Here is a 24712-nt window from a genome sequence, read left to right on the forward strand (position 1 = left end):
GTGCTCCTTCCGGGGGTGGCGGAGTAAGGGATTTGCACCCATTCCTTGACCAATTCCTGAATCAGGGTGGAAGTGCGTAAGAAACCCGAGTCGTGGATTGCCCGTCTTACCTGGCGTGCCCAAGGTCAAGAGAGTGAGCACCTCCTCAGTACCGCGTCCCGAGTCGGCCGCCCCGACCCCTTCCCCGTCCCGGCCCCTGCGCCCTCCGACCCTGCCCTGGATCGCCCGGCGTGGAATCCCCGAGGGGGCGCTCCCGGCCCTCGCCCTGTTCGCGGCCGTCCGGCTCGCAGGGATCCTCCTGGTGATCATCACCAACGCCGTCCGGGGGCATCCGCTCGTCAAGAGCCTCGCCCACTCCTGGGACTCCCGCTGGTATCTGCACATCGCCGCCCAGGGCTACGGCCACAAGATCTGGATCACCCCGCAGGGCGCCGTCCAGAGCGACTGGGCGTTCTTCCCGCTGTACCCGGGGCTGATCAGGGCACTGACCACGGTCCTGCCGTTCACCCCCGGCCAGGCCGCCCTGCTCATCTCCTGGATCGCCGCGGGCGTGGCGGCGTACGGCGTGTACGTCATCGGCCACCTCCTCTACGGGCGCGGGGTCGCCACCGCGCTGGTCGCCCTGTGGGCCGTGATGCCGCACTCCGTCGAACTGACCATCGCCTACACCGAGTCGCTGTTCGCCGCCCTCGCCGTCTGGTCCCTGTACTGCGTGCTCAAGGGCCGCTGGCTGTGGGCCGGCGCACTGGCCGCGCTGGCGGGCCTGTCCCGGCCGAGCGGCTTCGCGGTGGCGGGGGCCGTCTGCATCGCGGCCGCGTACGAGGTCGTGCGGCAGCGCGGCCGGGCCCCGGCGAGCGTGTGGGCCGGTGCCATGCTCGCCCCGCTGGGCTGGCTCGGGTATGTGCTGTGGGTGGGCAGCCAGACGGGAGACCTGCTCGGCGGCTACTTCAAGGTGCAGAGCGCCTGGGACTCGCGCTTCGACTTCGGTGTCGGTTCGGCGCGCTTCCTGAAAGCCCTGCTGCTGCACGGCGGTGGCGCCGTCTATCCGGCCGCCCTGGTGATCGTCGCGGCCGGTGTGCTGCTGTTCGCGCTGCTGTGTCTGGAACGCGCCCCGCTGGCCCTGGTGGTCTTCGCCGGGGTACTGGTCCTGCTCGTGGTCGGCGGCTCCGGCTCCTTCTCCTCCAAGCCGCGGTTCCTGCTGCCCGCCTTCCCGTTGCTCATCCCCATGGCCCGGGCGCTGACCCGGACCTGGCGGGTCCGGCCGGCCCACGCCGTGGTCGTCTATGGCGGCCTCACCGTCACGTCTCTGCTGTTCGGTGCCTTTGTGACGGTCGTGGCCCACTCCCCGCTGTGAGCCAACCACCTGCTCCTCACGCCGGCTGCCGCTCTCGCTGACATGGCGTTCCCCGGCGGCCAGGGCCGGCGGCGGGCGGCCGGTGAGCAGCAGGCGGCCGGTGAGCACCGCGGCCCCCGCCCGCCGCCGGAACCGGCAGCGGTCGCACCCCCGGCACCCGTCCGGCACCGGCCCGGTCACGTCCGTGACCAGCGGTGAGAGGTGGGTAAGGGTGCAGAAAGTGGCGCCGTTCACGAGTGAGTCGGGGCGCAGCGTCACCAGCAGCCGGGGCCGCGGCACCGCCTGCGCCGGCGCGGGCCGAGCAACGCCGTCGGCGGGGCTCCCGCGATCATGGGGAAGAGCGGGGTTGTGCGAAGGCCGTGAATTGGGGTAGGCGGGGGGACGCCCGAGGAAAGGACCGTCATGACGACCTACGTGATCAGCGTCCCCGGCACCTTCACCGCGGACATCGGGACGGACACCCGGACCCGCCTGGCCAAGGCGCTCAGTCCCGCCGATCCGCACGGCACCCGGATGGGCAGCGCCGAGGGCCTGGACGTGCTCCGAGTCAACGAGGACAACACCTTCACCCTCCGGCTGACCGTCGAGGCGGACACCGGCCCGCACGCCGAACAGGAGGCTCGCCGGCTCGCCGGCTCCGCTCTCCGGGACGCGGGCCTGGACGAGCGGAGCGCACCGCTGGGGCCCGCTGTGGTCACCGGGATCGACTCCGAGGTGCGCTGACGGGGAGCCGTACCGCGGCCGCTGACAGGGCGAGATCATCCGATATAGGTAAAATCTAGACGTTTGCCGAAAAGTCAGGCGGCTGGTCAAGGACGGCCACCGCCCCGCCGGAAGTGATCGATGCCCCGCAAGCGCTCCACGGACGACGGCGATGAGCTGCTGGCCAGACTCGGCTCGCTCACCGCCCAGGCACGGGAGCGCGCGGAGCTGCAGCGCACCCAGGTGGAGCTGGCCATCGCCCTGCAGCGCGGCATGCTCCCCCGTGACCTGCCCACCGCACCGGGCCTGCACCTAGCCGTCCGCTACACGCCGGCCAACTTCGGTCTGAACGTGGGCGGCGACTGGTACGACGCGTTCGCCCTGCCCGACGGGCGGATCGGACTGGCCATCGGCGACGTCCAGGGGCACAACATCGAGGCCGCCGCGTTCATGGGCCAGGTGCGGGCCGGGCTCCGCGCCCTCGCCTCCGTGACGGGCGAGCCGGGCGAACTCCTCGCCCGCACCAACGACCTACTGCTGGCGCTGGGCAGCGAGCTGTTCGCCACCTGCACCTTCATGCGCCTCGACCTGGCCAGCGGAGTGCTGGAGAGCGCACGCGCCGGCCACATCCCGTTCGTGTGGGCCACGGCGGACGGCAAGTCCGGCGTCGTCGACGACGAGGGCGGGCCGCCGCTCGGCATCGACAAGGGCATGGAGTTTCCGGTGAGCCGGCACCGGCTCACCACGGGCGGCGTCTTCGTGCTGCTCACCGACGGCGTGGTGGAGGGCCCCTCGCTGAAGATGGAGGACGGCCTCGAACAGGTGGTCCGCCTCGCCGGCATCGCCGCCATCGCCGGTCTGGAGGCCCACGCCCTGGCTGCCGCCGTGATCAAAGGCGCCGAAAGCGTCGGCCACGAGGACGACGCGGCCGTCCTCGTCGTGGGCCTGGACGGCCCCCGAAACCATCCGTGACCGGAGCGGCACACCACGGCGGGTACCGGGGAACGGGGGCCGACGGGGCGGGTCGGCGCCGGATCCCGTGATTCAGCCATAGGGCCGGACCACACCGGCTCTCGCCTCGCCGACCCGGGGCCGCCGGTGTGAGATGGCTGCTGTGGTGGGTATCGACGATCTGCGCCGGCCGGGCGGCTACGCCGTGCAGGTACTGGCCGTCGCGGCCTGCTACTACGCCGCGGCCCGGCTCGGACTCCTGCGCGAACTCTCCGTCGAGGGCGCCGTCGTCACCCCCGTCTGGCCGCCGACCGGAGTAGCCGTCGCCGCCCTGCTGATCCTCGGCCTGCGCTGCTGGCCCGGCATCACGATCGGCGCCCTGTTCGCCGTGATGTCCCTGACCACGCCCCGCATCGAGGTGCTCGGCACCCTCGTCGGCCAGACCGGCGCACCGGTGTGCGCGGCTCTCCTGCTGCGCCGGGCCGGCTTCCGCACCGATCTCGGCCGGCTGAGGGACGGCGTCGCCCTGGTGTTCCTGGGCGGGCTGACCGCCATGCTGGTCAGCTCGACCATTGGCGTCGGCCTCCTCGTCCTCATGGACAAGCTGAACATGCACAGCTTCTGGCCCGTCTGGCTGGCCTGGTGGGTGGGCGACGCCATGGGCGTGCTGCTCGTCACCCCACTGCTGCTGTTGCTGCACGGCGCGCGCCGACCGCCGCGCCTGGGCCGCTGGAAGGAGGCGACCGCGCTGGCCGCCGGCACATTCCTGCTCGTGCCCGTGGCCGTCTACAGCTCGATCAGCGTCCTCTACCTGGTCTACCCGCTCCTCATTTGGGCCGCCCTGCGTTTCCAGCTCGTGGGCAGCATGCTGTGCGCGCTGCTGATGTCCGTGGTGGCCACGGTCGCGGCGACGGACCGTGCCGGGGCCTTCGCGGGGCTGAGCCGGATCGAGATCATGGCGAAGCTCCAGGCGTTCAACGGCGCGATGGCCCTGACCGCGCTCCTGCTGTCCGCCCTGATCACCGAGCAGCGCAACACCCGCAGCTCGGTGGAGAAGGCCTGCCAGGAACTGGTCGAGGTCCTGGAACACCTCACCGCAGGTGAGGCCCCACCGCCCCTGGCACAGCAGGACACCGAGGGCCCTGGGGATGCCGACGGCGCGGACGGCCGGCCCCGGCCGACCGCACCCCCGTAGCGGTGGTTCGTGTCACCGGTCGGACGGTGCCACCGGCGCCGCGCCGCCGGTCGTGCCGTAGCCGCCCGGGATGCCCGGCGGCATGTCCGCGGCGGCCTCGGCCTCGCAGACATGGCGCGTGGCGGCCTTGACCCCCGCCCGACGGCGACTACCCGGGCGGTGGCCGCCGCCAACACCCCTCCGGCGTGTCGAACGGCCGGTCCGGGGCACTGGGGGACGATGGGCGGGGGCTGGACGGGCCCGGGCCGGACCGGAGGGAGCGGCGCGGCATGGAGCAGCGGACGGCGAGCGCGGCGGACCGGCACACCGGAGCGGCCGGGTCCGGCGCCACCGGCGCGCAACGGCGCGACGGCACGACCGAACGACCACCGGACCACGCGGAACGACCACCCGATCACGCCGTACTGCCTGAGGATCGCGCCGAACGACAACCGGATTGCCCCGAACGACAACCGGATCACGCCGGACGGCCGGCGGATCACGCCGTACTGCCTCCAGATCGCCCCGACCGACAACCGGATCGCCCCGAACGACAGCCGGAACACGTCGAACGGCCGGCGGATCGCGCCCTACGGCCACCCGAGGGCACCGACGCCCGTCGTCGTATCCCGCGCACCGACCGTCTGCTGAGCGATCCCCGACTGTCGGCCGCGGTGGACCGGCTCGGTGCCCGTGTGGTGAAGGCTGCCGTACGCGCCGCGCAGGAGCGGGCCCGGGAGGGCGGCATCCTGCCCGAGCAGGTGCCGGAGGCGGCCGTGGCCCTGCTGCCCGGTACCGCGAGCGGACTGCGCCCCGTGATCAACGCCACCGGGGTGCTGCTGCACACCAACCTCGGCCGGGCCCCGCTGTCGGCCGCCGCCCGGCAGGCCGTCCAGGAGGCCGCCGGGCCCACGGACGTCGAACTGGACCTGGCGACCGGGGTACGCGCCCGCCGCGGCCGCTCCGCCCTCGCCGCCCTGCACGCGCGCGTGCCGTCCGCCGGCGCCGCGCACGTCGTCAACAACGGCGCCGCCGCCCTGGTGCTCGCCGCCACCGCCCTCGCGGCCGGTCGGGAGATCGTCGTCAGCCGGGGCGAGATGGTGGAGATCGGCGACGGATTCCGGCTGCCTGACCTGCTCGTCTCGACCGGCGCCCGGCTCCGCGAGGTCGGCACGACCAACCGCACGACCGCGGCCGACTACGCAGCGGCGATCGGCCCGGACACCGGGTTCGTGCTCAAGGTGCATCCGTCCAACTTCCGTATCACCGGCTTCACCCGGTCCGCCGGTACCGCGGAACTCACCGGTCTCGGCGTCCCGGTCGTCGTCGACATCGGCTCCGGGCTGCTCGCCCCGCATCCGGCACTGCCCGAGGAACCCGACGCCGACACCGAACTCCGCGCGGGCGCCGCCCTCGTCACCGCGAGCGGCGACAAACTGCTCGGCGGCCCCCAGTGCGGGCTGCTGCTGGGCGAGCAGGACCTGGTCCGCGCCCTCGCCCGGCACCCACTGGCCCGGGCCCTGCGCGTCGACAAGCTGACCCTGGCCGCCCTGGAGGCCACCCTCACCGGTCCGGCCACCCCGACCGCCCTCGCCCTCACCGCCGACCCGGCCGTCCTGCGCGCCCGTGCCGACCGGCTCGCCGGCACTCTCGCCGCCGACGGCGTCGACGTACGGGCCGTCGAGTCCGCCGCCACCGTCGGCGGCGGTGGCGCCCCCGGAGTCACCCTGCCCAGCGCGGCGCTCTCCCTGCCCGAGCCGTACGCCGCCGCGCTGCGCACCGGCCCGGTCCCCGTCGTCGGACGGCTGGAGGCGGGCCGCTGCCTGCTGGATCTGCGCGCGGTGCCCGAGCGGGACGACGCACGGCTGGCCGATGCCGTGCGCTGCGCCCGGCCGGGAGGGGAGAGGCGGACGTGATGCGGGTGCTCGCCACCGCCGGCCATGTCGACCACGGCAAGTCCGCCCTGGTACGGGCCCTCACCGGCATGGAGCCCGACCGCTACGAGGAGGAACGCCGCCGGGGGCTGACCCTGGACCTGGGCTTCGTATGGACGCGGCTCGGCCCGGACGGGGACCACCTCGCCTTCGTCGACGTGCCCGGACACGAACGCTTCGTGCCGACCATGCTGGCCGGGGTCGGACCGGTGCCCGCCGTGCTGTTCGTGGTCGCCGCCGACCAGGGCTGGCAGCCCCAGTCCGAGGAGCACCTGGCCGTCCTCGACGCCCTCGGCGTCCGGCACGCCGTCCTCGCCGTGACCCGCAGCGACCTCTCCGACCCCGAAGCCGTACGCATCGACGCCGTCGAGCGGCTGGCCAGGACCTGTCTCGGCAAGGTCCCCGCGGTCGCGGTGAGCGCGGTCACCGGTGTGGGACTGGACGAGCTGCGCGGAGAACTGGCATGTCTGGCAAGCGAGTTGACCGACCCCGACCCGGACGCCGACGTACGGCTGTGGCTCGACCGGGCCTTCACCGTGCGCGGACACGGCACGGTGGTGACCGGCACGCTCGGTGCGGGCACCCTGCGCGTCGGCGACCGGCTGGTCACCGGGGACGGCTCGGCCGTGCTCCGGGTGCGCGGGCTGCAGACCCTGCACGAGGAGCGGACGGCGGTCAGCGGGGTGGCCCGGGTGGCGGTCAATGTGCACGGCCGGGGTGCCGACGGACTGCGCCGGGGGCAGGTGCTGCTGACCCCCGACCGCTGGCTGGGCAGCGCGGTGCTCGACGTACGGGTCAGCGGCGAGCCGGTCCGTGACCTGCCCCGCTCGGTCACCCTGCACATCGGCACCGCCGCCGTGCCCGTCACCTTCCGCCCGCTCGGCGAGGACACCGCCCGGCTCACCCTCGCCCGGGGCCTGCCGCTGCGGGTCGGCGACCGCGCGGTGCTGCGCGAACCCGGCGGCAGCCGCATGCCCTGCGGGGCCACCGTCCTCGACGTACGACCGCCCCGGCTGACCCGGCGCGGCGCCGGCCGGGCCCGTGCCGCCGAACTCGCCGCCCTGACCGGCCGCCCCGACGGTGCCGCCGAACTGCGCCGCCGCGGACTGATCCGGCGCGCCGACCTGCTGGCGATGGGCTTCCCGGCCCCCGCCGAACCCGTCACGGGGGACTGGCTGGCGGACGACACGTACTGGACCGCCCTCAAGGACCGGCTGGCCCGCGAGGTGGAACGGTACGCGAGGGAACACCCGCTGGAGCCGGGCCTGCCCGCCGAGGCGGCCCGCCGGCTGCTCGGTCTCCCGGACCGGGCCCTCGTCGCCGCCCTGGCCGACGCCACGCCCCGACTCCGAAGCGGGCAAGGACGGTTGTACGCCTCCGGCGCCCACCGCCCCGGCCTGCCCCCGTCCGTCCGAGCCGCCGTGGACGCCGTACGCGAGGACCTCGCCCGTACGCCGTTCCGTGCCCCCGAGGCCGGCCGGCTCGCCGAACTCGGCCTGAATCGCCAGGTGTTGGCCGCCGCTGTCGCGGCCGGTGCGTTGCTGCGGATCGCCGACGGTGTCGTACTGCTGCCCGGCGCCGACGCCGAGGCCGCCGCCGTGCTGCGCACGCTGCCCCAGCCGTTCACGCTCAGCGAGGCCCGGCGCGCGCTGGACACCACCCGGCGGGTCGCCGTACCCCTGCTGGAGTTCCTGGACGCGCGGGGACACACCGAGCGCGTCGACGACCAGCGCCGGCGCTGCCGTACCGAAACGGTGAACGGAGGCGGACGGGAATCGAACCCGCCGGCCCGAGATCCTCGGGCCCCTCGGTTTTGAAGACCGGGAGGGCCACCAGGCACCCACACGCCTCCACCGCTCGTCAGGCTACTGCCCCAGGAGACCGCCACCATGACATCGACATCCCCGCCGATCCACCCGGCGCCCGTCCGGCTCACCCAGTACGCGCACGGCGGCGGTTGCGCCTGCAAGATCCCGCCCGGAGAGCTGGAGGAGGTGGTGGCGGGGCTGTCCGTGCCCCAGCTCGCCGGGGGCGACACGCCGCTGCTCGTCGGGCTCTCCACCGGCGACGACGCCGCCGTGGTCACACATCGGGGGACCGCCGTCGTCTGCACGGCCGACTTCTTCACCCCGGTCGTGGACGACGCCTACGACTGGGGGCGCATCGCCGCCGCCAACGCGCTGTCCGACGTGTACGCGATGGGCGGCCGACCGGTGCTCGCCGTGAACCTGCTGGCCTGGCCGCGCGACCGGCTCCCCTTCGACCTGGCCCGCGAGGTGCTGCGCGGCGGCCTGGACATCGCCACCGAGGCCGGCTGCCATGTCGGCGGCGGGCACAGCGTCGACGACCCGGAACCCAAGTACGGCATGGCCGTCACCGGCCTCGCCGACCCCGAGCGGCTGCTGCGCAACGACGCCGGCCGGCCCGGGCTGCCGCTGTCGCTGACCAAGCCGCTCGGCGTGGGCGTGCTGAACAACCGGCACAAGGTCACCGGTGAGCGGTTCGAGCAGGCCGTCGCCACCATGACGGCGCTCAACCGGGACGCCGCCGAGGCCGCCCTCGCCGCCGGGGCCGGCTGCGCCACCGACGTGACCGGGTTCGGTCTCCTCGGCCATCTGCACAAGCTGGCACGGGCCTCCGGCGTGACCGCCGTGATCGACACCGCCGCCGTCCCGTACCTGGACGGCGCCCGGGAGGCGGTCCGGGACGGGTACGTCAGCGGCGGCACCCGGCGCAACCTCGAATGGGTCGCCCCGCACACCGACTTCGGGGACACCGACGCCGACACCCGGCTGCTGCTGGCCGACGCCCAGACCTCCGGGGGGCTGCTGGTCGCCGGCGAGGTGCCCGGGGCGCCGGTGGTGGGGGAGCTGGTGCCGCGCGGATCCCACTCGATCGTCCTCCGATAGGGCGGCTACGGCTCCGTTCCCGTGTGCTCGTCGATGCCCGCCCGGGCCCGGTAGGCCCGCACCAGCTCCACCGACGCCGGACCCCGGGGCCGGCGGCCCGGCCGGATGTCCACGGCGAACGCCTTCGACTCCTGGATGTGCGTGTTCGGGTCCAGGGACAGATGCAGCAGCTCGTTGGCCGCGTCCCCGGTGCTGTAGCCGTTGGGGCCCCAGTGGTACGGCAGCCCCACCTGGTGCAGCCTGCGGCCGTGCACCGTCAACGGCGCCATCCGGTCCGTCACCAGCACCCGCGCCTCGATCACCGCACGAGCGCTGACGATCGTCGCCCACCCGGTGTGTTCCAGGCCCCGCTCGGCCGCGAGCTCCGGGGAGACCTCGCAGAAGAACTCCGGTTGCAGCTCGGCCAGATACGGCTGCCAGCGGGACATGCCGCCCGCCGTGTGGTGCTCGGTGAGCCGGTACGTGGTGGCCACGTACGGGAACACCTGCGAGCCGGGCTCACCGCCGCTCGGCTGGTAGCGGTTGTCGGGCAGCGCAGGCAACAACTGCCGTACCGGATTGCGCTGTTGGTCGTAGAGCAGGTTCGGGAACGGCGAGTCCTGCGGCTCGTAGTGGGCCGGCAGCGGGCCGTCGGTGAGTCCGGACGGCACGTACAGCCAGGCCTTGCCGTCGGCCTGCATGATGAACGGGTCCGTGCCGGACAGCGCTGCCGGACCGGTCGCGTCCGGCGGCGGTTCGTGATCGGGCGACTTGTCCCTCTTGAAGTCGGGCACGTCGTGCCCGGTCCACTCGCCCTTTTCCGGGTCCCACCACACCAGCGCCTTGCGCTCGCTCCAGGGCCTGCCCTGCGGGTCGGCGGAGGCGCGGTTGTAGAGGATCCGCCGGTTGGCGGGCCAGGCCCACGCCCACTCGGCGGCCACCCAGTCCTGCTCCCGGCCGGGCTTGCGGCGGGCGGCCCGGTTGACGCCGCCGGCGCGGACACCGCAGTAGATCCAGCAGCCGCAGGACGTCGAGCCGTCCGGTTTCAGCTCCTCGTAGGAGGACAGCGGATTCCCCTGTGCGTCATGGCCGTTGATCTCGGCGAGGACGGCCTCCGCGTCCGGTTCGGCGAGCCGGCCCTGCGTCGGATAGTCCCAGGCCAGGTCGAGTACGGGCCGGTCCATCTCGTCGGTGGACCCGGCGAGCTTCTCCCGGATGATCCGCCCCAGGTGGTAGGTGAACCACAGGTCGCTGCGGGACCCACCGGGCGGTTCGACCGCCTGGTGGTGCCACTGCAGCAGCCGCTGGGTGTTGGTGAAGCTGCCGTCCTTCTCGGTGTGCGCGGCGGCCGGCAGGAAGAACACCTCGGTGCGGATGTCCTCGGTGCGCAGCTCACCTGTCTCGATCTCGGGCCCGTCCTGCCACCAGGTAGCCGACTCGATCAGCGAGAAGTCCCGGACGACCAGCCAGTCCAGGTTCGCCATGCCGAGCCGCATCAGCTTGGAGTTGGCGTTGCCGACGGCCGGGTTCTCGCCGTACAGGAAATAGCCCTTGCAGGTGCCCTCCAGCTGGGCCATCGTCGTCTCGTACGCCGAGTGGCTGCCGGTCAGCCTGGGCAGGTAGTCGAAGCAGAAGTCGTTGTCGGCCCGCGCCGCGTCACCCCAGTAGGCCTTGAGCAGACTCACCAGGTACGAGCGCATGTTGCCCCAGTAACCCTTGTGGGCCGCGTCGGCCTGCACAAAGGCGTCCAGGTCCTGGTTCTGGTGCGCGTGCGGCATCGGGATGTAGCCCGGCAGCAGGTTGAACAGGGTCGGGATGTCCGTGGAGCCCTGGATGGAGGCGTGTCCGCGCAGGGCCAGGATGCCGCCGCCCGGCCGGCCGATGTTGCCGAGCAGGGTCTGCAGGACACAGGCCGCCCGGATGTACTGCACGCCGACCGTGTGCTGGGTCCAGCCGACCGCGTAGGCGAAGGCCGTCGTCCGGTCGCGGCCGGAGTTCTCCGTGACCAGCTCGCACACCTGCCGGAACAGATCCCGCGGCACCCCGCAGATCTCCTCGACCATCTCCGCTGTGTAGCGGGCGTAGTGCCGCTTGAGCACCTGGAAGACACAGCGCGGATGGGCCAGTGTCTCGTCGCGCTCCGGCTCACCCTCGGGGATCACCGCGCCGCCGGCCCCGTGCGCCTCGCCGCGTGCCGCCTCGGTCACCGAACTGCCGCCGCGGGTGCGTTTCTCGTACTCCTGGTCGCGCTCCCCGGAGGCCGCCTGGATCTCGGTGCCCTCGTACTGCCAACTGCCGTTGTCGTAGGAGCGGTTCCTGGCGTCCAGGCCGGAGAACACACCCGCCAGGTCCTCGGTGTCGCGGAAGTCCTCCCGCAGGATGACCGGGGCGTTGCTGTAGGCCACGATGTAGTCGCGGAAGTACTTCTCGTGCTCCAGCACGTAGTTGATGATTCCGCCGAGGAAGGCGATGTCCGTGCCCGCGCGCAGCGGCACGTGCAGGTCGGCCAGCGCGCTGGTGCGGGTGAACCGCGGATCGACGTGGATCACCTTCGCGCCCCGCGCCTTGGCCTCCATCACCCACTGGAACCCGACCGGATGGCACTCGGCCATGTTCGAGCCCTCGATGACGATGCAGTCCGCGTTCTGCAGGTCCTGCTGGAAGGTGGTCGCGCCGCCGCGTCCGAACGAGGTTCCCAGACTGGGAACGGTGGACGAGTGTCAAACGCGCGCCTGGTTCTCGATCTGGATCGCGCCGAGCGCCGTGAACAACTTCTTGATCAGGTAGTTCTCTTCGTTGTCGAGCGTGGCCCCGCCGAGGCTCGCGATGCCGAGGGTGCGGCGGGTGCGGGTCTCGTCGACCTCCCACTGCCAGCCCGCCCGGCGCGCCTCGATCACCCGGTCGGCGATCATGTCCATCGCGGTGCCGAGGTCCAGGCGCTCCCACTCGGTGCCGTGCGGACGCCGGTAGAGGACCTGGTGCTCGCGGGCGTCCCCGGTGGTGAGCTGCAGGCTCGCCGCGCCCTTGGGACACAGCCGCCCGCGCGAGATCGGGGAGTCCGGGTCGCCCTCGATCTGGGTGACCTTCCCGTCCTGGACGTACACGTTCTGGCCGCAGCCCACCGCGCAGTACGGGCAGACGGACTTCACCACCCGGTCGGCCGTGGCCACCCGGGGCTCCAGCCGCTCGCTGTGCCCGCTCTTCGCCGCGGCGCCCCGGCCCAGCGGATCGGTGCCCGTCAACTGCCGGTAGACCGGCCAGGAGTCGATCCAGGTGCGTACGCCCACAGCCACTCCTCCCGGTCGGTCCGTCGTCGGTCCCTCGATCTTCCCGCATCTGCGCGGTCACGGCATCTCTCGCGGCGGTGGGGAGTACCCCGGCCGGGCGGGGCCAAACGGATCCGGTGGGTCCCGGTCGTGATCGTCGGCGTGCTGCCCGCGGGTATCGCCGCTGCGGCTGTCGCCTGGTCCTGGGCGAAGTCCTGGGCGAACCGGGAAGAACGGGAGGCGCAGGGGATCGCCGTGTCCGCGCCCGGAGGTGATCCCCTTGCCCGCTGACCGCCCACGCGTCCTGGTGTTCGACGTCAACGAAACGCTCACCGACATGACTCCGCTCGCCGACCGTCTGGAACACGTCGGTCCGCCCGGCCATCTGCTGTCCGCCTGGTTCGCCGGGGTGCTGCGCGACGGCGTGGCCCTGACCCTCGCCGGAGGCCATGCGCCCTTCGCGGCCGTCGCCGGGGACGGGCTGCGGGCGCTGGCGGCCGGCGAAGACAGCGCCACCGACCCGGAACACGCCGCCGCACACGTCCTCGCCGGACTCCCGGAGCTGCCCCTGCACCCGGACGTGCCCGGCGGAGTGCGGGCCCTGCGCGCGGCGGGGTACCGACTGGCGACCCTGACGAACGGCTCCGCCGACACCACCCGCGCGGTGCTCGACCGGGCCGAACTGACCGACTGCTTCGAAAGACACCTGGACGTCGCGGGGCCGGGCCGCTGGAAGCCCGCGCGGGAGGCCTACGCCTACGCGCTGGACGCCATGGGTGTGCCGGCCGGCGCGGCACTGCTGGTCTCGGTGCACCCGTGGGACATCGACGGCGCCGCCCGCGCGGGCCTGGCCACCGCCTGGTTGCGCCGGACCTCACGTCCGTACCCCACGACGGTGCGCCCCGCCGACCTGACCGCCACCGCACTGCCGGACCTCGCGGCCCGGCTCGCGGCCATGTGAGCAGGGCTGTTCGTGTGGTCTTGGCCTTGTGTGCTGCCGGTTGCCGCGTTGGTGGTTGCCGATGGGGGAGGGGTGGTCTGGGCTGGCGTCTGTGGTCGGGTCCGGGGCTTGGTCAGGCCTGGGGGGGCGTGCACGGGTCTGGGGGCGTGCATGGGGCTGTGGGTGGCCCGGTTCGGGGTCGTGTGAGCAGGGCTGTTCGTGTGGTTCTGGCTTTGTGTGCTGCCAGTTGCTGCGTTGGTGGCTGCGATGGGGGAGGGGCGGTCTGGGCTGGCGTCCGTGGTCGGGTTCCGGGCTTGGTCAGGTCTGGCGGGCGTGCATGGGGCTGTGGGCGACCTCGTCCGGGCATTTCCGGTGTGCCGGGCGCGTGCGCCGGTCGCGTCGCCAGTCGGATGTCGCAAGGGCCAGTGACGCCGCCATGCCGACGAGGGCGGCGCCCAGCGCGGTGACGAGGGCGCCTCGGTAGTCGTGACTCCTGCCCAGCACCAGGTAGAAGAAGCCGGGCAGGGCGGCGGTGCCGACCGCGGCGCCCAGCCGCTGACCCGTCTGCAGGGCGCCGCCCGCCGCACCCGCCATGCGCACGGGCACGTCCCGCAGCGTCATGGTGATGTTGGGGGAGACCACGCAGCCGCCGCCGACGCCGCCGAGGAACAGCACCGGGGCGGCGACCCAGGGCGCGATGCCGAGGGGCGCGAGACGGAGCAGCAGCGCGGTGCCCCCGAGGCCGACGATCACGCCCGTCAGGCCGCACACGGTGAGCAGGCGGCCGAAGCGGTCCACCAGCCGGCCGGCGACCACGGCCGCGCCCGCCGAGCCCAGCGCGAAAGGAGTCACGGCGAGGCCGGACCGGAGCGGGGAGAAGCCCAGACCGTGCTGGTAGAAGAGCGCGAAGACCAGCCACACACCGCTGAACCCGATGAAGTACAGCGTGCCGACTCCGGCGCCGACGGCGTATCCGCGCACGGTGGTGAACAGGCGCGGGTCGAGCAGCGGCTGGGCACCCCGTGCGACGAGGTGGCGCTGCCACTGAGCGAAGACGGCGAGGATCGCCACGCCGGCGAGGAACAGCCACCACACGCGCCCGATGCCGCCGGAGTCCGCCTGGACCAGCGGGAACATCACCGCGAGGACGCCGAGGCCGAGCAGCAGGACGCCGGGCAGGTCCACGCGTCCCCGCCCGGACCGCCGGGTGCGGGGCAGCAGGCGGCGGCCCAGGAGGACGGCCAGGACCCCGATGGGGACGTTGACGTAGAAGATCCACCGCCAGCCCTGGGCGCCGGAGGCCAGCGCGAGGATGGCGCCGCCGGTGATGGGTCCGGTCGCGGACGATATGCCGACGGTGGCGCCGAAGAAGCCGAAGGCACGGCCGCGTTCGGCGCCCCGGAACATCTGCTGGATGAGCGCGGAGTTCTGCGGGGCCATGAAGCCCGCCGCAAGCCCCTGGGCGAGCCGGGCCACCACCAGCAGGGTGATGCCGGGCGCCGCTCCGCAGGCCGCGCTGAAGACCACGAAACCGCTGAGGGCCAGCAGGAAGATGCGGCGCCGGTCCAGGGCGTCGCCGAGCCGGCCGGCGGTGACGAGGGCCAGGGCGAAGCTGAGGGCGTATCCGGACACCACCCACTGCACCTGCGCGGGGGAGGCGTGCAGATCGCGCTGGATCGTGGGCAGGGCGACCGCCACGATCGTCACGTCCAGCAGGCTCATGAAGCCGGCCACCAAGGTGACCCACAGGGCCCGCCACCGCTGCGGATCCGGCTCGTAACCGGCCTCCTGGGCGCCCGGGTGCCGGCCGTCCGCCGCTGACCCCGACGCTGTCACATGGGCTCCTCTCGCCAGGCCCGGCCCCGGATCACCGGCGCCGCCGGGGCGGACCAAGTTCCCCACGGGGCACGCAACACACACCGCACCGTGTTGTCGGCAGGCCGCGAACCCCCGAGGCCGCACACGCCACCGGCGCCCCTGGCGCGGTCCATGCCGACCGTCCGGTGGCCACGCCGTCAGCGGCCGCGCCGCTCCAGCCGCTCCCGCTGCGGTACGACGGTGTACTTCGGATCCTCCGCGGAGGCAACCCCGGCGTGGAACACGCCGAAGCGCAGGGCCGCCGAGCCGGTGAGCAGCGCCGCTCCGGCCGCCGCCGCCAGGCGCCGGTCCCGCCCGCAGCACACGGCGAGGGCAGTACCGCCCGCCGTCAGCGCCTGCGCCGCGCGCAGCAGCAAGTGCGGCCTGCCCTGTTCGAAGGGCTCCGCGGTCAGGCCCATGCGGCGCTTCATCGCCCGGAACGCGCCCAGTTCCAGGGCCGCCCCGAGCACGGCCAGCCGGCGGGCCGGCCCCGCCTGAGCGGTCGGAGCCGCGACCAGAACCAGGCCGGAGGCCGCGGTGGCGGCGGAGCCCGCGAAGACGAACGGCAGCTCGCGGTAGCCCTCGTGCCAGGACGGCACCGCCGTGTCCGACAGCAGCACCGCCGTGTACGTGGCCACGGCCGGGGCGAGGACGGCGGATGCCGCCGTCGCGGCCGAGCCCAGCAGCCGGTACCGGCCCGCCACCTGGGTCGCCGCGGCGGTCAGTGTCAGCGGCGCGTACCCCGCAAGCAGCCACGAGCCCACGCTCATGGGGGACGTGGGTTTGAAGACGCGCAGCATGTTCAGGAACCGGGCCGGCCTGCCCAGGTCATGGACGAGCGCGGCCAGCGACAGGGAGATGGCCCCGGCGGCCCCGAGCTTCGCGGGAGCCGCGAGCCCCGGCCGCCCGGTGACCTGGCCCCCGGCCGCGAGCAGCGAGGACGCCGCGGCCAGACCGCCGAGATACAGGTATCCGGCGATGTCCAGGGGCTTCCACGTCGGCCTTTTCAGCACGGGCCTGCCGTAGTACGACGAGAACGCGGCGTCCGGAACCATCGGCTGCTCGCCCCGCCCGCGCCGATGTCGGCGGCGCCCCCTGCCCCTGGCCCCGCCCGCGCCCGTGGGCGCCTCCCTGCCGGGCCGTGCGCCCTGTACGCCGTCCCGGGTGACGTCCGACTCGCTCATCGCGGCCTCCTCGCGAAGCTGCCCAGGGCCAGGGCCAGCAGCGCGCCGGCGGCCAGTGCCGCGTGCCGCCACATGTCGGGCAGGTCCCGGGTGGTGACCACCGGGTCGGGCGGGAGGCCGTAGACCTCCGGCTCGTCCAGCAGCAGGAAGAACGCGCCGTCGCCGCCGACCCCGTCGTCCGGGCTCTCGCCGTACAGCCGTGCGTCGGTCACGCCGGCCGCGTGGAGCTGCGCCACCCGGGCCTGTGCCCGTTCCCGCAGTTCGTCCAGCGGGCCGAACTGGATGGAGTCGGTGGGACAGGACTTGGCGCAGGCGGGCTCCATGCCGACGCCGAGCCGGTCGTAGCACAGCGTGCACTTCCACACCCGGCCGTCGTCCTTGCGCTGGTCGATGACGCCGTAGGGGCAGGCGGGCACGCAGTACCCGCAGCCGTTGCAGATGTCCTCCTGGACGACGACCGTGCCGAACTCGGTGCGGAACAGTGCGCCGGTGGGGCACACGTCCAGACAGGCGGCGTGCGTGCAGTGCTTGCACACATCGGAGGACATCAGCCAGCGCAGCTCGGTGCGGCCGTCCGGGGACAGGGGGGAGATCTGTCCGGCGGGCGCGCCCTCGGGGGCCTGCCCGGGCGGGGGAGTGGCGGCTCCCGGGCCGGGGGAGGAGGCATCGGTGCCGAGGCGGGCGGCGGCGGCGAACACGTCGACGTCCTCGTGCGCGACCCCGGGTTCCGGCCCGCCGAACGGCCCCCGCTGCTCGATGAAGGCCACATGCCGCCAGGTGTCGGCGCCCAGGCTCTGGGTGTTGTCGTACGACATGCCGGTCAGGACCAGACCGTCCTCCGGGATGGCGTTCCACTCCTTGCACGCCACCTCGCAGGCCTTGCAGCCGATGCACACCGAGGTGTCGGTGAAGAAGCCCATCCTCGGCGGGGCGCCGGGGTATCCGGAGTCCCCGGCCACGTCCGGCTGCGGGCCGTACCACAGATGTCCGCGGACCTCGTCGCCGTCCCTCATCGCCCGTACCTCCTCGCTCAGCCGAACCGGCAGGCCGGCACGTCCGGTTCGCCCGCCGGCAGCACCCCACCGAGACGGCCGCCGCGCCCGGCGCGGTGCGGGGCGGCTGGTTGCCCGGGTGCCCATGTGGCCGACCGCCGGTCCTCGGACGCCGCCGCCGCGTGCTCGTCTTCCGTCCGTGCCGGGTCGCTCACTCTCGGTGCTCTGTTTCGAGCCTGGCACGGGTGCCCCGGCTCCGCGCGCCCGAAACGGCGGCCGGGCCGCTGCGTGCGTGGGACGCGCTGCTCCTCCGGCCGGTCGGTCGCTCACGTCTCCTCGGCGGTGAGCGGCACGGTGGCGGTGATCCGCTTGCCGTGGGGCAGCCAGGTCACTTCGAGGGCGCGCGAGAGCATCGCGACGAGGTGCAGCCCGTGCCCGCCGACCCGGCGGGGATCGGGACGGTGCCGCCGGGGCGGGTCGGTGGAGGTGTCCGACACCGTGATGCGCAGGGCGCCGGCGTCGGGCAGCACTTCCAGGCTCAGGGTGCACGGGCCGGGGGCGTGTTTCGCCACGTTGGTGACGAGTTCGCTGACGACGAGCCGGGCGTCCTGCACCGAGCGCCGCGGAGGTGCGGGTCGCACGCCCGCGAGCAGCGCTGCGACGGCGTCCCTGGCGTCTGCGATGCCGGCCACGGCGTCGTCCCAGGTGCGGCTGTGACGCAGGGGCGCGGGGCGGTCCTGCGTCCTCGTGTGCGTGCCGAGCGGGATGTCCATACGTCGTCGCCCTTTTCGTGCGGCGCCAGGGGCCCTTCCTGTGCGGACGGGACCCTCCCGTCCCTGCGCGGATACCCGCTGAACCGTCGATCAAGGGGCGTACGCCGCGAATCCTCCGGTTGCCCACGAACCCCTGGTCGCAGGGTCGCGGATCGGGTGCGCATACGGCGGAACGGAAGGAGCCGCTGATCCGGCGCGGCTCAGTGCTTCAAGGTGTCCTTGCCCTTCTCCTTGGCCTGCCGGGCGTCGCCGCGCGCGCCTTCCATACGGCCCTCGGCCTCCATCCGCTCGTTGCCGGCGGCGCGGCCCATGGCCTCCTTGGCCCTCCCCTTGAGCTGCTCCTTCTTGGCCTCCGCCCTGCGCGGCGGCCACGAGCGCGCCGACGACGACACCCGGCAGGCAGCGGCGGACCACACGGCGAAGGCCCGGCCGACGTGCACCTCGCCCTGGACATCGGAGCAGGTGGGCAACCGGGCGGCCGGACACGGGGAAGCTCCCCCAGCACTGTTCCGAACCGGGGGAGCCCCGGACCATCGTCCTCGGCCGCGGTCTTCTCTCCAGTGTGCGCCGTCGGCACGGACCCGGACCACCGTGGCATGAAACCCGCCAGGGCAAAGCCCCTACGCGGAAGGTGGGTTGCTTGCCTTTTCGTGACGCGAGGGAACAAGGTGGAGGAAGCAGCGCACAGGAAACGGCGGGGGCTGCGAGCCGATGTCGGTGGGTGAGGCCCTGTGACAGGTGAAGCCACGGTCACCGTGCAGCCGGTGACCGACCAGGCGGTGGTGCTGCGACTGTCGGGGACTCTCGACGCCCACGGCGCCGGAGTGCTCGGACGAGAGCTGGATCTGAGGCTGCGGCGGGCCGACGAGCGCGGCCTGCAGCTTGTCCTGGACATGTCCGGTGTGCATCACGTGAGCAGCACGGCGGTGCACACCCTCGACATCCACACCCGGCACCGTGCCGCCGGCCCCGTCCTGGTCACCGGAGCCACTCCTCAGGTCCGCCGAGTGCTCACCACGACGCCCCTGCCCGGCATCCGTCTGTACCCGACGCTGGAGGGGGCCCTCGCCACCGTGAGCAGGGTGCGCGCGAGCCGGACCCCGCAGACCGAGCCGTACCGGGCCGAGGGCACTCCCGGCGAGGTCTTCGGCCTGCGGGCCAAGGCCCGTACCAGCGGGATCATCGGCATCGCACAGGGCATCCTCATCGCCCGTTACTCCCTGCCCGCGCCGGCTGACGCCTTCGCCCTGCTGCGCGCGGCCTCCCAGCACTACAACGTGCCGCTGCGGGTGGTGGCCTCGGCCGTGGTGACCGCGCCGCCGCCGCTGACGGCACAGCTGTGGTTCCCCGGACGCCGGCGCGCCCCGCCGCCCGCCCTGGAACTGCCGCAGGCCGATCCGGTCGACCCGCGGGACCGGCGGCAGGTGCTGAGGGCGGCCCTGTACGCGGTGGTGACGTTGGGGGACGCCGACGCGGCCGAGATCCACCTGACCGACAAGGTGCAGGAGGAGGCGCTCGTGCTGGAGGCCCACCACGGGCTGGACGCCGCCTACCGCGACTGCCTCGCGCTGGTGGTCGGACCGCCCGCGGTGTGCGCACGGGCCCAGGCCGAGGGCCGGCCGGTGACCGTGGCGGACGTGGCCGCGGATCCCGATCTGGCCGGTCACCCGGTGGGCCGGGCGGCGCTGGCGGTGGGCAGCCGTGCGCTGCACAGTGTGCCGATGACGACGGACAGCGGCGACTGCAACGGCGTGATCACGCTGCACCGCGTCGAACCCGGCGCCTGGTTGCCCCCCGGCCAGGAGGCCGATCTGGAGGGCCTGGCCCATGACCTGGCCGCATGGCAGTCCTGGTACCGGCGCACCGTGGTGCAGGACGCGCTGGAGCATCTGCACGCCCAGGGCACCGGGGGCGGCTGAGCGGCCGGAGCGGGGCGGGTCAGGCCTCGCTGCGCCGCCGTAGGAAGTGCCGTACGACGAGGGCCGCGATCAGCACGGTGGCGGCGAGGACGTAGAGCTGGTACCGCGACACCTCGTCGTAGACGGTCGTGATGTGGCTGCCCACGAGGTACGCCAGGGTCGTCCACAGACCGACCCACAGGGCCGCGCCCAGCGCGTTGAAGGCGAGGAAGCGGCGCCAGCGCATGCCCGTGGTGCCGGCGATGATGCCGTTGGCCTGGCGCAGGCCCTCGACGAACCGGGCCACGGTCACGATCTTGCCGCCGTGCCGGCCGAAGAACTCCTCGGCCGCCCGGAACCGCTGCGGCGTGAGGAAGACGTACCGCCCCCACCGGTGCACAAAGGCCCGCCCGCCGAACCGGCCGATCCCGTAGCCGATGTTGTCCCCGACGACGGCCGCGGCGAACGCGATGGCCGCCACGGCCGCGACGTTCAGTCGTCCCGCGCCCGCGTACACCCCGGCGGCCAGCAGGATCGTCTCGCCGGGCGCGGGCACTCCGAAGTCCTCGACCAGGACCACGGCCCCCACGGCCCAGTAGCCGTAGTGGCCGAGCAGCGGCGCGAGGTGCGCCAGCGGACCGGGCAGGGGAGGGGCGGCCATGCCTCCAACGGTACGTTGTCGCGATCAGTGTGCCGGGTCCGTCGTGGACAGCGGGCTGGTGCGGAACTACGAGTCGGAGCGGACGCTGCCCCCGTCGTCGGCCGGGAGGCCTTGGCACATGTGGCACAGTTCGTGTTCCCCGTCGCGGGTGACGACGGTGCCCCAGCCCAGGCACACCTCGCAGTCGCGGGCGAGGCTCAGGTCGGGACGGGGAGGCAGAAGGGGGCTGCGGTGGGCTCCGTGTGCCATGAGGGGAGCGGCTCCTTGGACGTCGCGAGTGAACCTGAGGGCGCTGTCGTCCGCGTTGACAACGCTGTCCATACGACGTCCATTATGTCAGCTTTATTCCGTCTGTCTGTGACGAACCCAACCGAGCGCCCACCTCGTCGTCCGTACCGCCCCGCCCCTGTCACCCCAGCCGGCCCAGCCGCGCCTCACGCCACAGATCCACGCCACCGTCGGTCGCGTACTTGTCGATCTCGGCCAGCTCCTCCGCGTCGAACCGCAGGTTCTCCAGCGCGGCGACGTTCTGCTCCAGCTGCTCTGTGCGGGAGGCGCCGATGACGAGCGACGTCACCCGCTCGTCGCGCAAGGCCCAGGCCAGCGCCATCTGTGCCAGCGTCTGACCGCGCCGCGCCGCGATGTCGTTCAGTGCGCGCAGCCGCTGCAGCATGTCGTCCGTCAGCCAGGAGGCGTCGAAGGACGTGCCGCGGGCCGCCCGCGAGTCCTGCGGCACGCCGTCCAGGTAGCGGCCGGTCAGCAGGCCCTGGGCGAGGGCCGTGAAGCCGATGACCCCGAAGCCCTCCTCCTCGGCCGCATCCAGCAGACCGTCGGACTCGATCCAGCGGTTGAGCATGCTGTACGACGGCTGGTGGATCAGCAGCGGGGTGCCCAGCTCACGCAGGATCGCCGCCGCCTGCCGGGTGCGCTCCGCGTCGTAGGAGGAGATGCCGACGTACAGCGCCTTGCCCTGGCGTACGGCCGTGTCGAGCGCCCCCATCGTCTCCTCCAGCGGCGTGGTGGCGTCCAGCCGGTGGGAGTAGAAGATGTCCACGTAGTCCACGCCCATCCGGCGCAGCGACTGGTCCAGCGAGGCCAGCACGTACTTCCGGGAGCCGCCGCCCTGCCCGTAGGGGCCGGGCCACATGTCCCAGCCGGCCTTGGTGGAGATCACCAGCTCGTCCCGGTACGGCGCGAGGTCCCGCTTCAGCAGCCGGCCGAAGTTCAGCTCGGCCGCGCCGTACGGCGGACCGTAGTTGTTGGCCAGGTCGTGGTGCGTGATCCCGAGGTCGAAGGCGCGCAGGGCGATCTCGCGCTGGGTCTCGAAGGGACGGTCGTCGCCGAAGTTGTGCCAGTAGCCCAGGGACAGGACGGGCAGGTCCAGCCCCGAGCGGCCGGTGCGCCGGTAGCGCATGGCGCCGTCGTAGCGTGCGGGGTCCGCGACGTGGGTCATCGGGTCTTCTCCGGGTGGTGCCGTAGGGGTCGCCCCTCCGTGTGCGGACGGGCCCGTCCACCCTGCGCCCGCGCGCCGTACAAGTCCAACCGCCGAACCGGATGGGATTGAGCGGTTCCGTTTCTGAATCGGCCGAGGGGGCAGGCGGCGACCGCTGAGGTGAGACGAGGAGGCGCTCGTGAGCGGTGCGAGGTCGCACGGGCGGGAGGGGGCCGTCCCCGGTCACGGACGCCGCAGGCGGTGGCACGGCTGCCCCGCCAGGTACGCGAGGAGCTGATCCGCAGGCTCCGCCATAACCGACGGGCGTTCGGCAAGGACGACGTTCAGGTCGTCGAGCCGCCGCTGCTCCGGCGCGCCGTGGGCGCCTCCGCGCTCGGGAACTGCATGGAGTGGTTCGACTTCGGTGTCTACAGTTACCTCGCCGCCACCATCGGCAAGGTCTTCTTCCCCGGCGCATCCCCGGCCGCGCAGGTCATCTCCTCGTTCGCGACCTTCGCCGCCGCCTTCGTCGTCCGGCCGCTCGGCGGCCTGTTCTTCGGACCGCTCGGCGACCGGATCGGCCGGCAGAAGGTGCTCGCCACCACCATGATCATGATGGCGGTCGGCACCTTCGCCATCGGTGTGATCCCCGGGTACGGCACGATCGGCATCGCCGCACCGGTGCTGCTCCTGCTGGCCCGAATGGTCCAGGGCTTCTCCACCGGCGGCGCGGTTTCCTCTCCAGCTGGCTCGACTTCGGCACCTTCGTCGGATTCGCCCTCGGCTCGGCCCTGGTCACCGTGCTCAATCTGTCCCTGACCGATGGTCAGATACTCACCTGGGGCTGGCGCATTCCGTTCCTGATCGCCGGACCGCTCGGGGTGATCGGTCTGTACATGCGGCTCAAACTGGAGGAGTCCCCGGCCTTCCAGCAGCAGCTGGACGAACACGAGAAGGCCCTGGCGCAGGAATCGGCGCGCAGCGAGTTCAAGGACATCGTCCGCAGCCACTGGGGGGAGCTGCTCGTCTGCGTGGGTCTGGTGCTGCTGTACAACGTCACCAACTACATGGTCACCGGCTATCTGTCGACCTATCAGACCGAGACCCTGCACCGCTCCAGCGGCTCCGCGGATCTCCTGGTGCTGGTCGGCATGCTGTGGATCGTCGTGCTGATCACCTTCCTCGGCCGGCTCAGCGACCATGTCGGCCGGCGGCCGGTCTACGCCGTGGCCGCCGCCGTGATGATCGTGCTGGCCGTGCCCGCCTTCCTGCTGATCAAGGCGCACGGCACCTGGCCGCCGATCCTCGGTGTCCTGCTGCTGGCCACCCTGCTGGCCTGCTTCGCCGCACCGAGCGCGGCCACGCTGCCGGCCCTGTTCCCGACCGCCGTCCGCTACGCGGCGATGGGCATAGGCTTCAACTTCGCCGTCTCCGCCTTCGGCGGGACCACCCCGCTGGTGACGGCCGCGCTGGTCACGGCCACCGGCGACGACCTGATGCCGGCCTACTACCTGATGCTGGCCGGGGCCATCGGCCTGCTGACGGTGAAGTTCCTGCCCGAGACCGCTCAGGTGCCGCTCAAGGGGTCGCAGCCGATGGTCGGTTCGCGGGAGGAGCAGCGCGAACTGATCACCGCATCACGCGAGTTGTACAGATTCGTGCAACAACGGGACGGGGTGCGGCGCATCTGAGGCGCGCCCCGCCGGCCCGGCCTCGTTCGATCCTACGAACTTCTCGTGAACCTGTTACCGAGCTTCGCCAGAGTTGATAGGAAACTTTCCTACCAGTGTTCGGTATGACTCAGCACGGCCCGGCACGGACCAACTGACCACCCCCCACTCCCGCTTGGAGCCCTGTGGTGAACGCAGACCGCGAGACAGCAGCCCCCGCCCGCATATCCCGCCGGACCCTCGTCGCCCTGCTCGGCGCCGGCGTGGCCTCCGGCGCCCTGCTCGTGTCCCAGCGCGCGACCGCCGCCCCGGCGGCCGCATCGGGCCTCGACGACCCGGCGAAGAAGGAGATCGCCATGGAACTGGTGTCGAGCGCGGAGAACTCCTCGCTCGACTGGAAGGCCCAGTACAAGTACATCGAGGACATCGGCGACGGCCGCGGCTACACCGCCGGCATCATCGGCTTCTGTTCCGGTACCGGCGACATGCTCGACCTGGTCCAGCTGTACGCCGACCGCAGGCCCGGCAACGTCCTCGCCAAGTACCTGCCCGCCCTGCGCAAGGTCAACGGCTCCGACTCCCACGACGGCCTCGACCCCAACTACCCCAGGGACTGGCGCAAGGCCGCCCAGGACACCGTGTTCCAGCAGTGCCAGAACGACGAGCGCGACCGCGTCTACTTCAACCCCGCGGTCGCCCAGGGCAAGGCCGACGGGCTGCGCACCCTCGGCCAGTTCTGCTACTACGACGCCATCGTCATGCACGGCGACGGCGACGACCCGACCAGCTTCCGCAACATCCGGAGGCGCGCCCTGCGCAGCGCCAAGCCGCCGGCGCAGGGCGGCAACGAGACGACGTACCTCAACGCCTTCCTCGACGCCCGGGTGTGGGCCATGAAGCAGGAGGAGGCGCACAGTGACACCAGCCGTGTCGACACCGAGCAGCGGGTCTTCCTGCGCAAGGGCAACCTCGACCTGAACACCCCGCTCGACTGGAAGGTGTACGGGGACAGTTACCACATCGGCTGACCGGCGGC

Annotated in this window: 19 protein-coding genes, 1 tRNA gene and 2 pseudogenes; 12 read left to right on the top strand and 10 right to left on the bottom strand. The window is 72.9% G+C overall.

The annotated features are described in order from the left end of the window. Window positions 1–133 precede the first annotated feature (133 nt). From ACZ418_RS17840 to ACZ418_RS17870, 7 genes and pseudogenes are all read left to right on the top strand, one after another. Entirely contained in the window at window positions 134–1354 is a 1221-nt protein-coding gene (locus tag ACZ418_RS17840; protein WP_468363359.1) for a hypothetical protein, read from the top strand. A gap of 402 nt (window positions 1355–1756) precedes the next feature. Then, window positions 1757–2077, top strand: coding sequence for a hypothetical protein (locus ACZ418_RS17845; RefSeq protein ID WP_468363362.1), 321 nt, complete (start codon window positions 1757–1759; stop codon window positions 2075–2077). Window positions 2078–2197: 120 nt separating this feature from the next. Next, window positions 2198–3028 (top strand): PP2C family protein-serine/threonine phosphatase, encoded by an 831-nt coding sequence (locus tag ACZ418_RS17850; RefSeq protein ID WP_468363364.1) that lies wholly within the window; start codon window positions 2198–2200, stop codon window positions 3026–3028. A gap of 133 nt (window positions 3029–3161) precedes the next feature. Further along, the gene (locus ACZ418_RS17855) at window positions 3162–4202 is read left to right on the top strand and encodes an MASE1 domain-containing protein (protein ID WP_468363367.1); all 1041 of its coding nucleotides are present in this window, start codon (window positions 3162–3164) and stop codon (window positions 4200–4202) included. Between the two features lie 219 nt (window positions 4203–4421). Beyond that, window positions 4422–4832 carry a hypothetical protein gene (locus ACZ418_RS17860; RefSeq protein ID WP_468364409.1) on the top strand — a complete coding sequence of 137 codons (411 nt, stop codon included), beginning with the start codon at window positions 4422–4424 and terminating at the stop codon, window positions 4830–4832. Beyond that, window positions 4808–6097, top strand: a complete 1290-nt coding sequence (selA, locus tag ACZ418_RS17865; protein WP_468364372.1) for an L-seryl-tRNA(Sec) selenium transferase — start codon at window positions 4808–4810, stop codon at window positions 6095–6097. The genes ACZ418_RS17860 and selA overlap by 25 nt, the downstream gene beginning before the upstream one ends. Continuing rightward, window positions 6097–7839 (top strand): annotated as a pseudogene (locus ACZ418_RS17870) (SelB domain-containing protein); the annotation flags it as partial. The gene selA and the pseudogene ACZ418_RS17870, both read left to right, overlap by 1 nt. A 35-nt stretch (window positions 7840–7874) precedes the next feature. Here ACZ418_RS17870 and ACZ418_RS17875 read toward each other — a convergent pair. Then, window positions 7875–7967, bottom strand: a tRNA-Sec gene (locus ACZ418_RS17875). Between the two features lie 37 nt (window positions 7968–8004). On the opposite strand from ACZ418_RS17875, the gene selD reads away from it, so the two are divergent. After that, on the top strand, window positions 8005–9024 hold the full coding sequence (gene selD / locus ACZ418_RS17880; protein WP_468363370.1) for a selenide, water dikinase SelD: 1020 nt from the start codon (window positions 8005–8007) through the stop codon (window positions 9022–9024). Between the two features lie 5 nt (window positions 9025–9029). Here selD and fdh read toward each other — a convergent pair whose 3' ends face one another. Next, window positions 9030–12290: a formate dehydrogenase gene (gene fdh / locus ACZ418_RS17885; RefSeq protein ID WP_468363372.1), complete on the bottom strand. Its 3261-nt coding sequence runs from the start codon at window positions 12288–12290 to the stop codon at window positions 9030–9032. 259 nt (window positions 12291–12549) lie between these two features. Here fdh and ACZ418_RS17890 point away from each other — a divergent pair, with 259 nt between their 5' ends. Next, a complete protein-coding gene (locus ACZ418_RS17890; RefSeq protein WP_468363374.1) occupies window positions 12550–13230 on the top strand; it encodes a haloacid dehalogenase type II in 681 nt (226 codons plus the stop codon). Between the two features lie 297 nt (window positions 13231–13527). Here ACZ418_RS17890 and ACZ418_RS17895 read toward each other — a convergent pair whose 3' ends face one another. From ACZ418_RS17895 to ACZ418_RS17915, 5 genes are all read right to left on the bottom strand, one after another. Beyond that, window positions 13528–15045, bottom strand: coding sequence for an MFS transporter (locus ACZ418_RS17895; RefSeq protein ID WP_468363377.1), 1518 nt, complete (start codon window positions 15043–15045; stop codon window positions 13528–13530). 179 nt (window positions 15046–15224) lie between these two features. Then, complete coding sequence (nrfD, locus tag ACZ418_RS17900) at window positions 15225–16250, bottom strand: NrfD/PsrC family molybdoenzyme membrane anchor subunit (protein WP_468363379.1); 1026 nt, start codon at window positions 16248–16250, stop codon at window positions 15225–15227. After that, window positions 16247–17263 carry a 4Fe-4S dicluster domain-containing protein gene (locus tag ACZ418_RS17905; protein ID WP_468363382.1) on the bottom strand — a complete coding sequence of 339 codons (1017 nt, stop codon included), beginning with the start codon at window positions 17261–17263 and terminating at the stop codon, window positions 16247–16249. Before ACZ418_RS17905 ends, nrfD begins: the two co-directional genes overlap by 4 nt. Before the next feature lie 305 nt (window positions 17264–17568). Beyond that, entirely contained in the window at window positions 17569–18015 is a 447-nt protein-coding gene (locus ACZ418_RS17910) for an ATP-binding protein (RefSeq protein WP_468363385.1), read from the bottom strand. A 200-nt stretch (window positions 18016–18215) separates the two neighbouring features. After that, window positions 18216–18407, bottom strand: a complete 192-nt coding sequence (locus ACZ418_RS17915) for a CsbD family protein (RefSeq protein ID WP_468364375.1) — start codon at window positions 18405–18407, stop codon at window positions 18216–18218. 339 nt (window positions 18408–18746) lie between these two features. On the opposite strand from ACZ418_RS17915, the gene ACZ418_RS17920 reads away from it, so the two are divergent. After that, window positions 18747–19934: an ANTAR domain-containing protein gene (locus ACZ418_RS17920; RefSeq protein ID WP_468363388.1), complete on the top strand. Its 1188-nt coding sequence runs from the start codon at window positions 18747–18749 to the stop codon at window positions 19932–19934. Between the two features lie 19 nt (window positions 19935–19953). Here the strand turns inward: ACZ418_RS17920 and ACZ418_RS17925 are convergent, their stop codons facing one another. From ACZ418_RS17925 to mgrA, 3 genes are all read right to left on the bottom strand, one after another. Then, window positions 19954–20574 carry a DedA family protein gene (locus ACZ418_RS17925; RefSeq protein WP_468363391.1) on the bottom strand — a complete coding sequence of 207 codons (621 nt, stop codon included), beginning with the start codon at window positions 20572–20574 and terminating at the stop codon, window positions 19954–19956. A gap of 66 nt (window positions 20575–20640) precedes the next feature. Beyond that, entirely contained in the window at window positions 20641–20823 is a 183-nt protein-coding gene (locus ACZ418_RS17930; RefSeq protein ID WP_468363393.1) for a hypothetical protein, read from the bottom strand. Between the two features lie 160 nt (window positions 20824–20983). After that, window positions 20984–22027 (bottom strand): L-glyceraldehyde 3-phosphate reductase, encoded by a 1044-nt coding sequence (gene mgrA, locus ACZ418_RS17935; RefSeq protein ID WP_468363396.1) that lies wholly within the window; start codon window positions 22025–22027, stop codon window positions 20984–20986. A gap of 240 nt (window positions 22028–22267) precedes the next feature. On the opposite strand from mgrA, the pseudogene ACZ418_RS17940 reads away from it, so the two are divergent. After that, window positions 22268–23697: pseudogene (locus tag ACZ418_RS17940) on the top strand (MFS transporter). Between the two features lie 164 nt (window positions 23698–23861). Then, window positions 23862–24704: a chitosanase gene (locus ACZ418_RS17945; RefSeq protein ID WP_468363399.1), complete on the top strand. Its 843-nt coding sequence runs from the start codon at window positions 23862–23864 to the stop codon at window positions 24702–24704. The last annotated feature ends 8 nt before the right edge of the window (window positions 24705–24712 follow it).

It is taken from the genome of Streptomyces sp. NPDC030820, assembly GCF_055572075.1.

Bases quoted from the DNA above. Each gene is read 5' to 3' on its own strand.
- ACZ418_RS17845 (WP_468363362.1), top strand. From the start codon at position 1,757: ATGACGACCTACGTGATCAGCGTCCCCGGCACCTTCACCGCGGACATC.
- ACZ418_RS17850 (WP_468363364.1), top strand. From the start codon at position 2,198: ATGCCCCGCAAGCGCTCCACGGACGACGGCGATGAGCTGCTGGCCAGA.
- ACZ418_RS17855 (WP_468363367.1), top strand. From the start codon at position 3,162: ATGGCTGCTGTGGTGGGTATCGACGATCTGCGCCGGCCGGGCGGCTAC.
- ACZ418_RS17860 (WP_468364409.1), top strand. From the start codon at position 4,422: ATGGGCGGGGGCTGGACGGGCCCGGGCCGGACCGGAGGGAGCGGCGCG.
- selD (WP_468363370.1), top strand. From the start codon at position 8,005: ATGACATCGACATCCCCGCCGATCCACCCGGCGCCCGTCCGGCTCACC.
- nrfD (WP_468363379.1), bottom strand. From the start codon at position 16,250: ATGAGCGAGTCGGACGTCACCCGGGACGGCGTACAGGGCGCACGGCCC.
- ACZ418_RS17905 (WP_468363382.1), bottom strand. From the start codon at position 17,263: ATGAGGGACGGCGACGAGGTCCGCGGACATCTGTGGTACGGCCCGCAG.
- ACZ418_RS17910 (WP_468363385.1), bottom strand. From the start codon at position 18,015: ATGGACATCCCGCTCGGCACGCACACGAGGACGCAGGACCGCCCCGCG.
- ACZ418_RS17925 (WP_468363391.1), bottom strand. From the start codon at position 20,574: ATGGCCGCCCCTCCCCTGCCCGGTCCGCTGGCGCACCTCGCGCCGCTG.
- ACZ418_RS17930 (WP_468363393.1), bottom strand. From the start codon at position 20,823: ATGGCACACGGAGCCCACCGCAGCCCCCTTCTGCCTCCCCGTCCCGAC.
- mgrA (WP_468363396.1), bottom strand. From the start codon at position 22,027: ATGACCCACGTCGCGGACCCCGCACGCTACGACGGCGCCATGCGCTAC.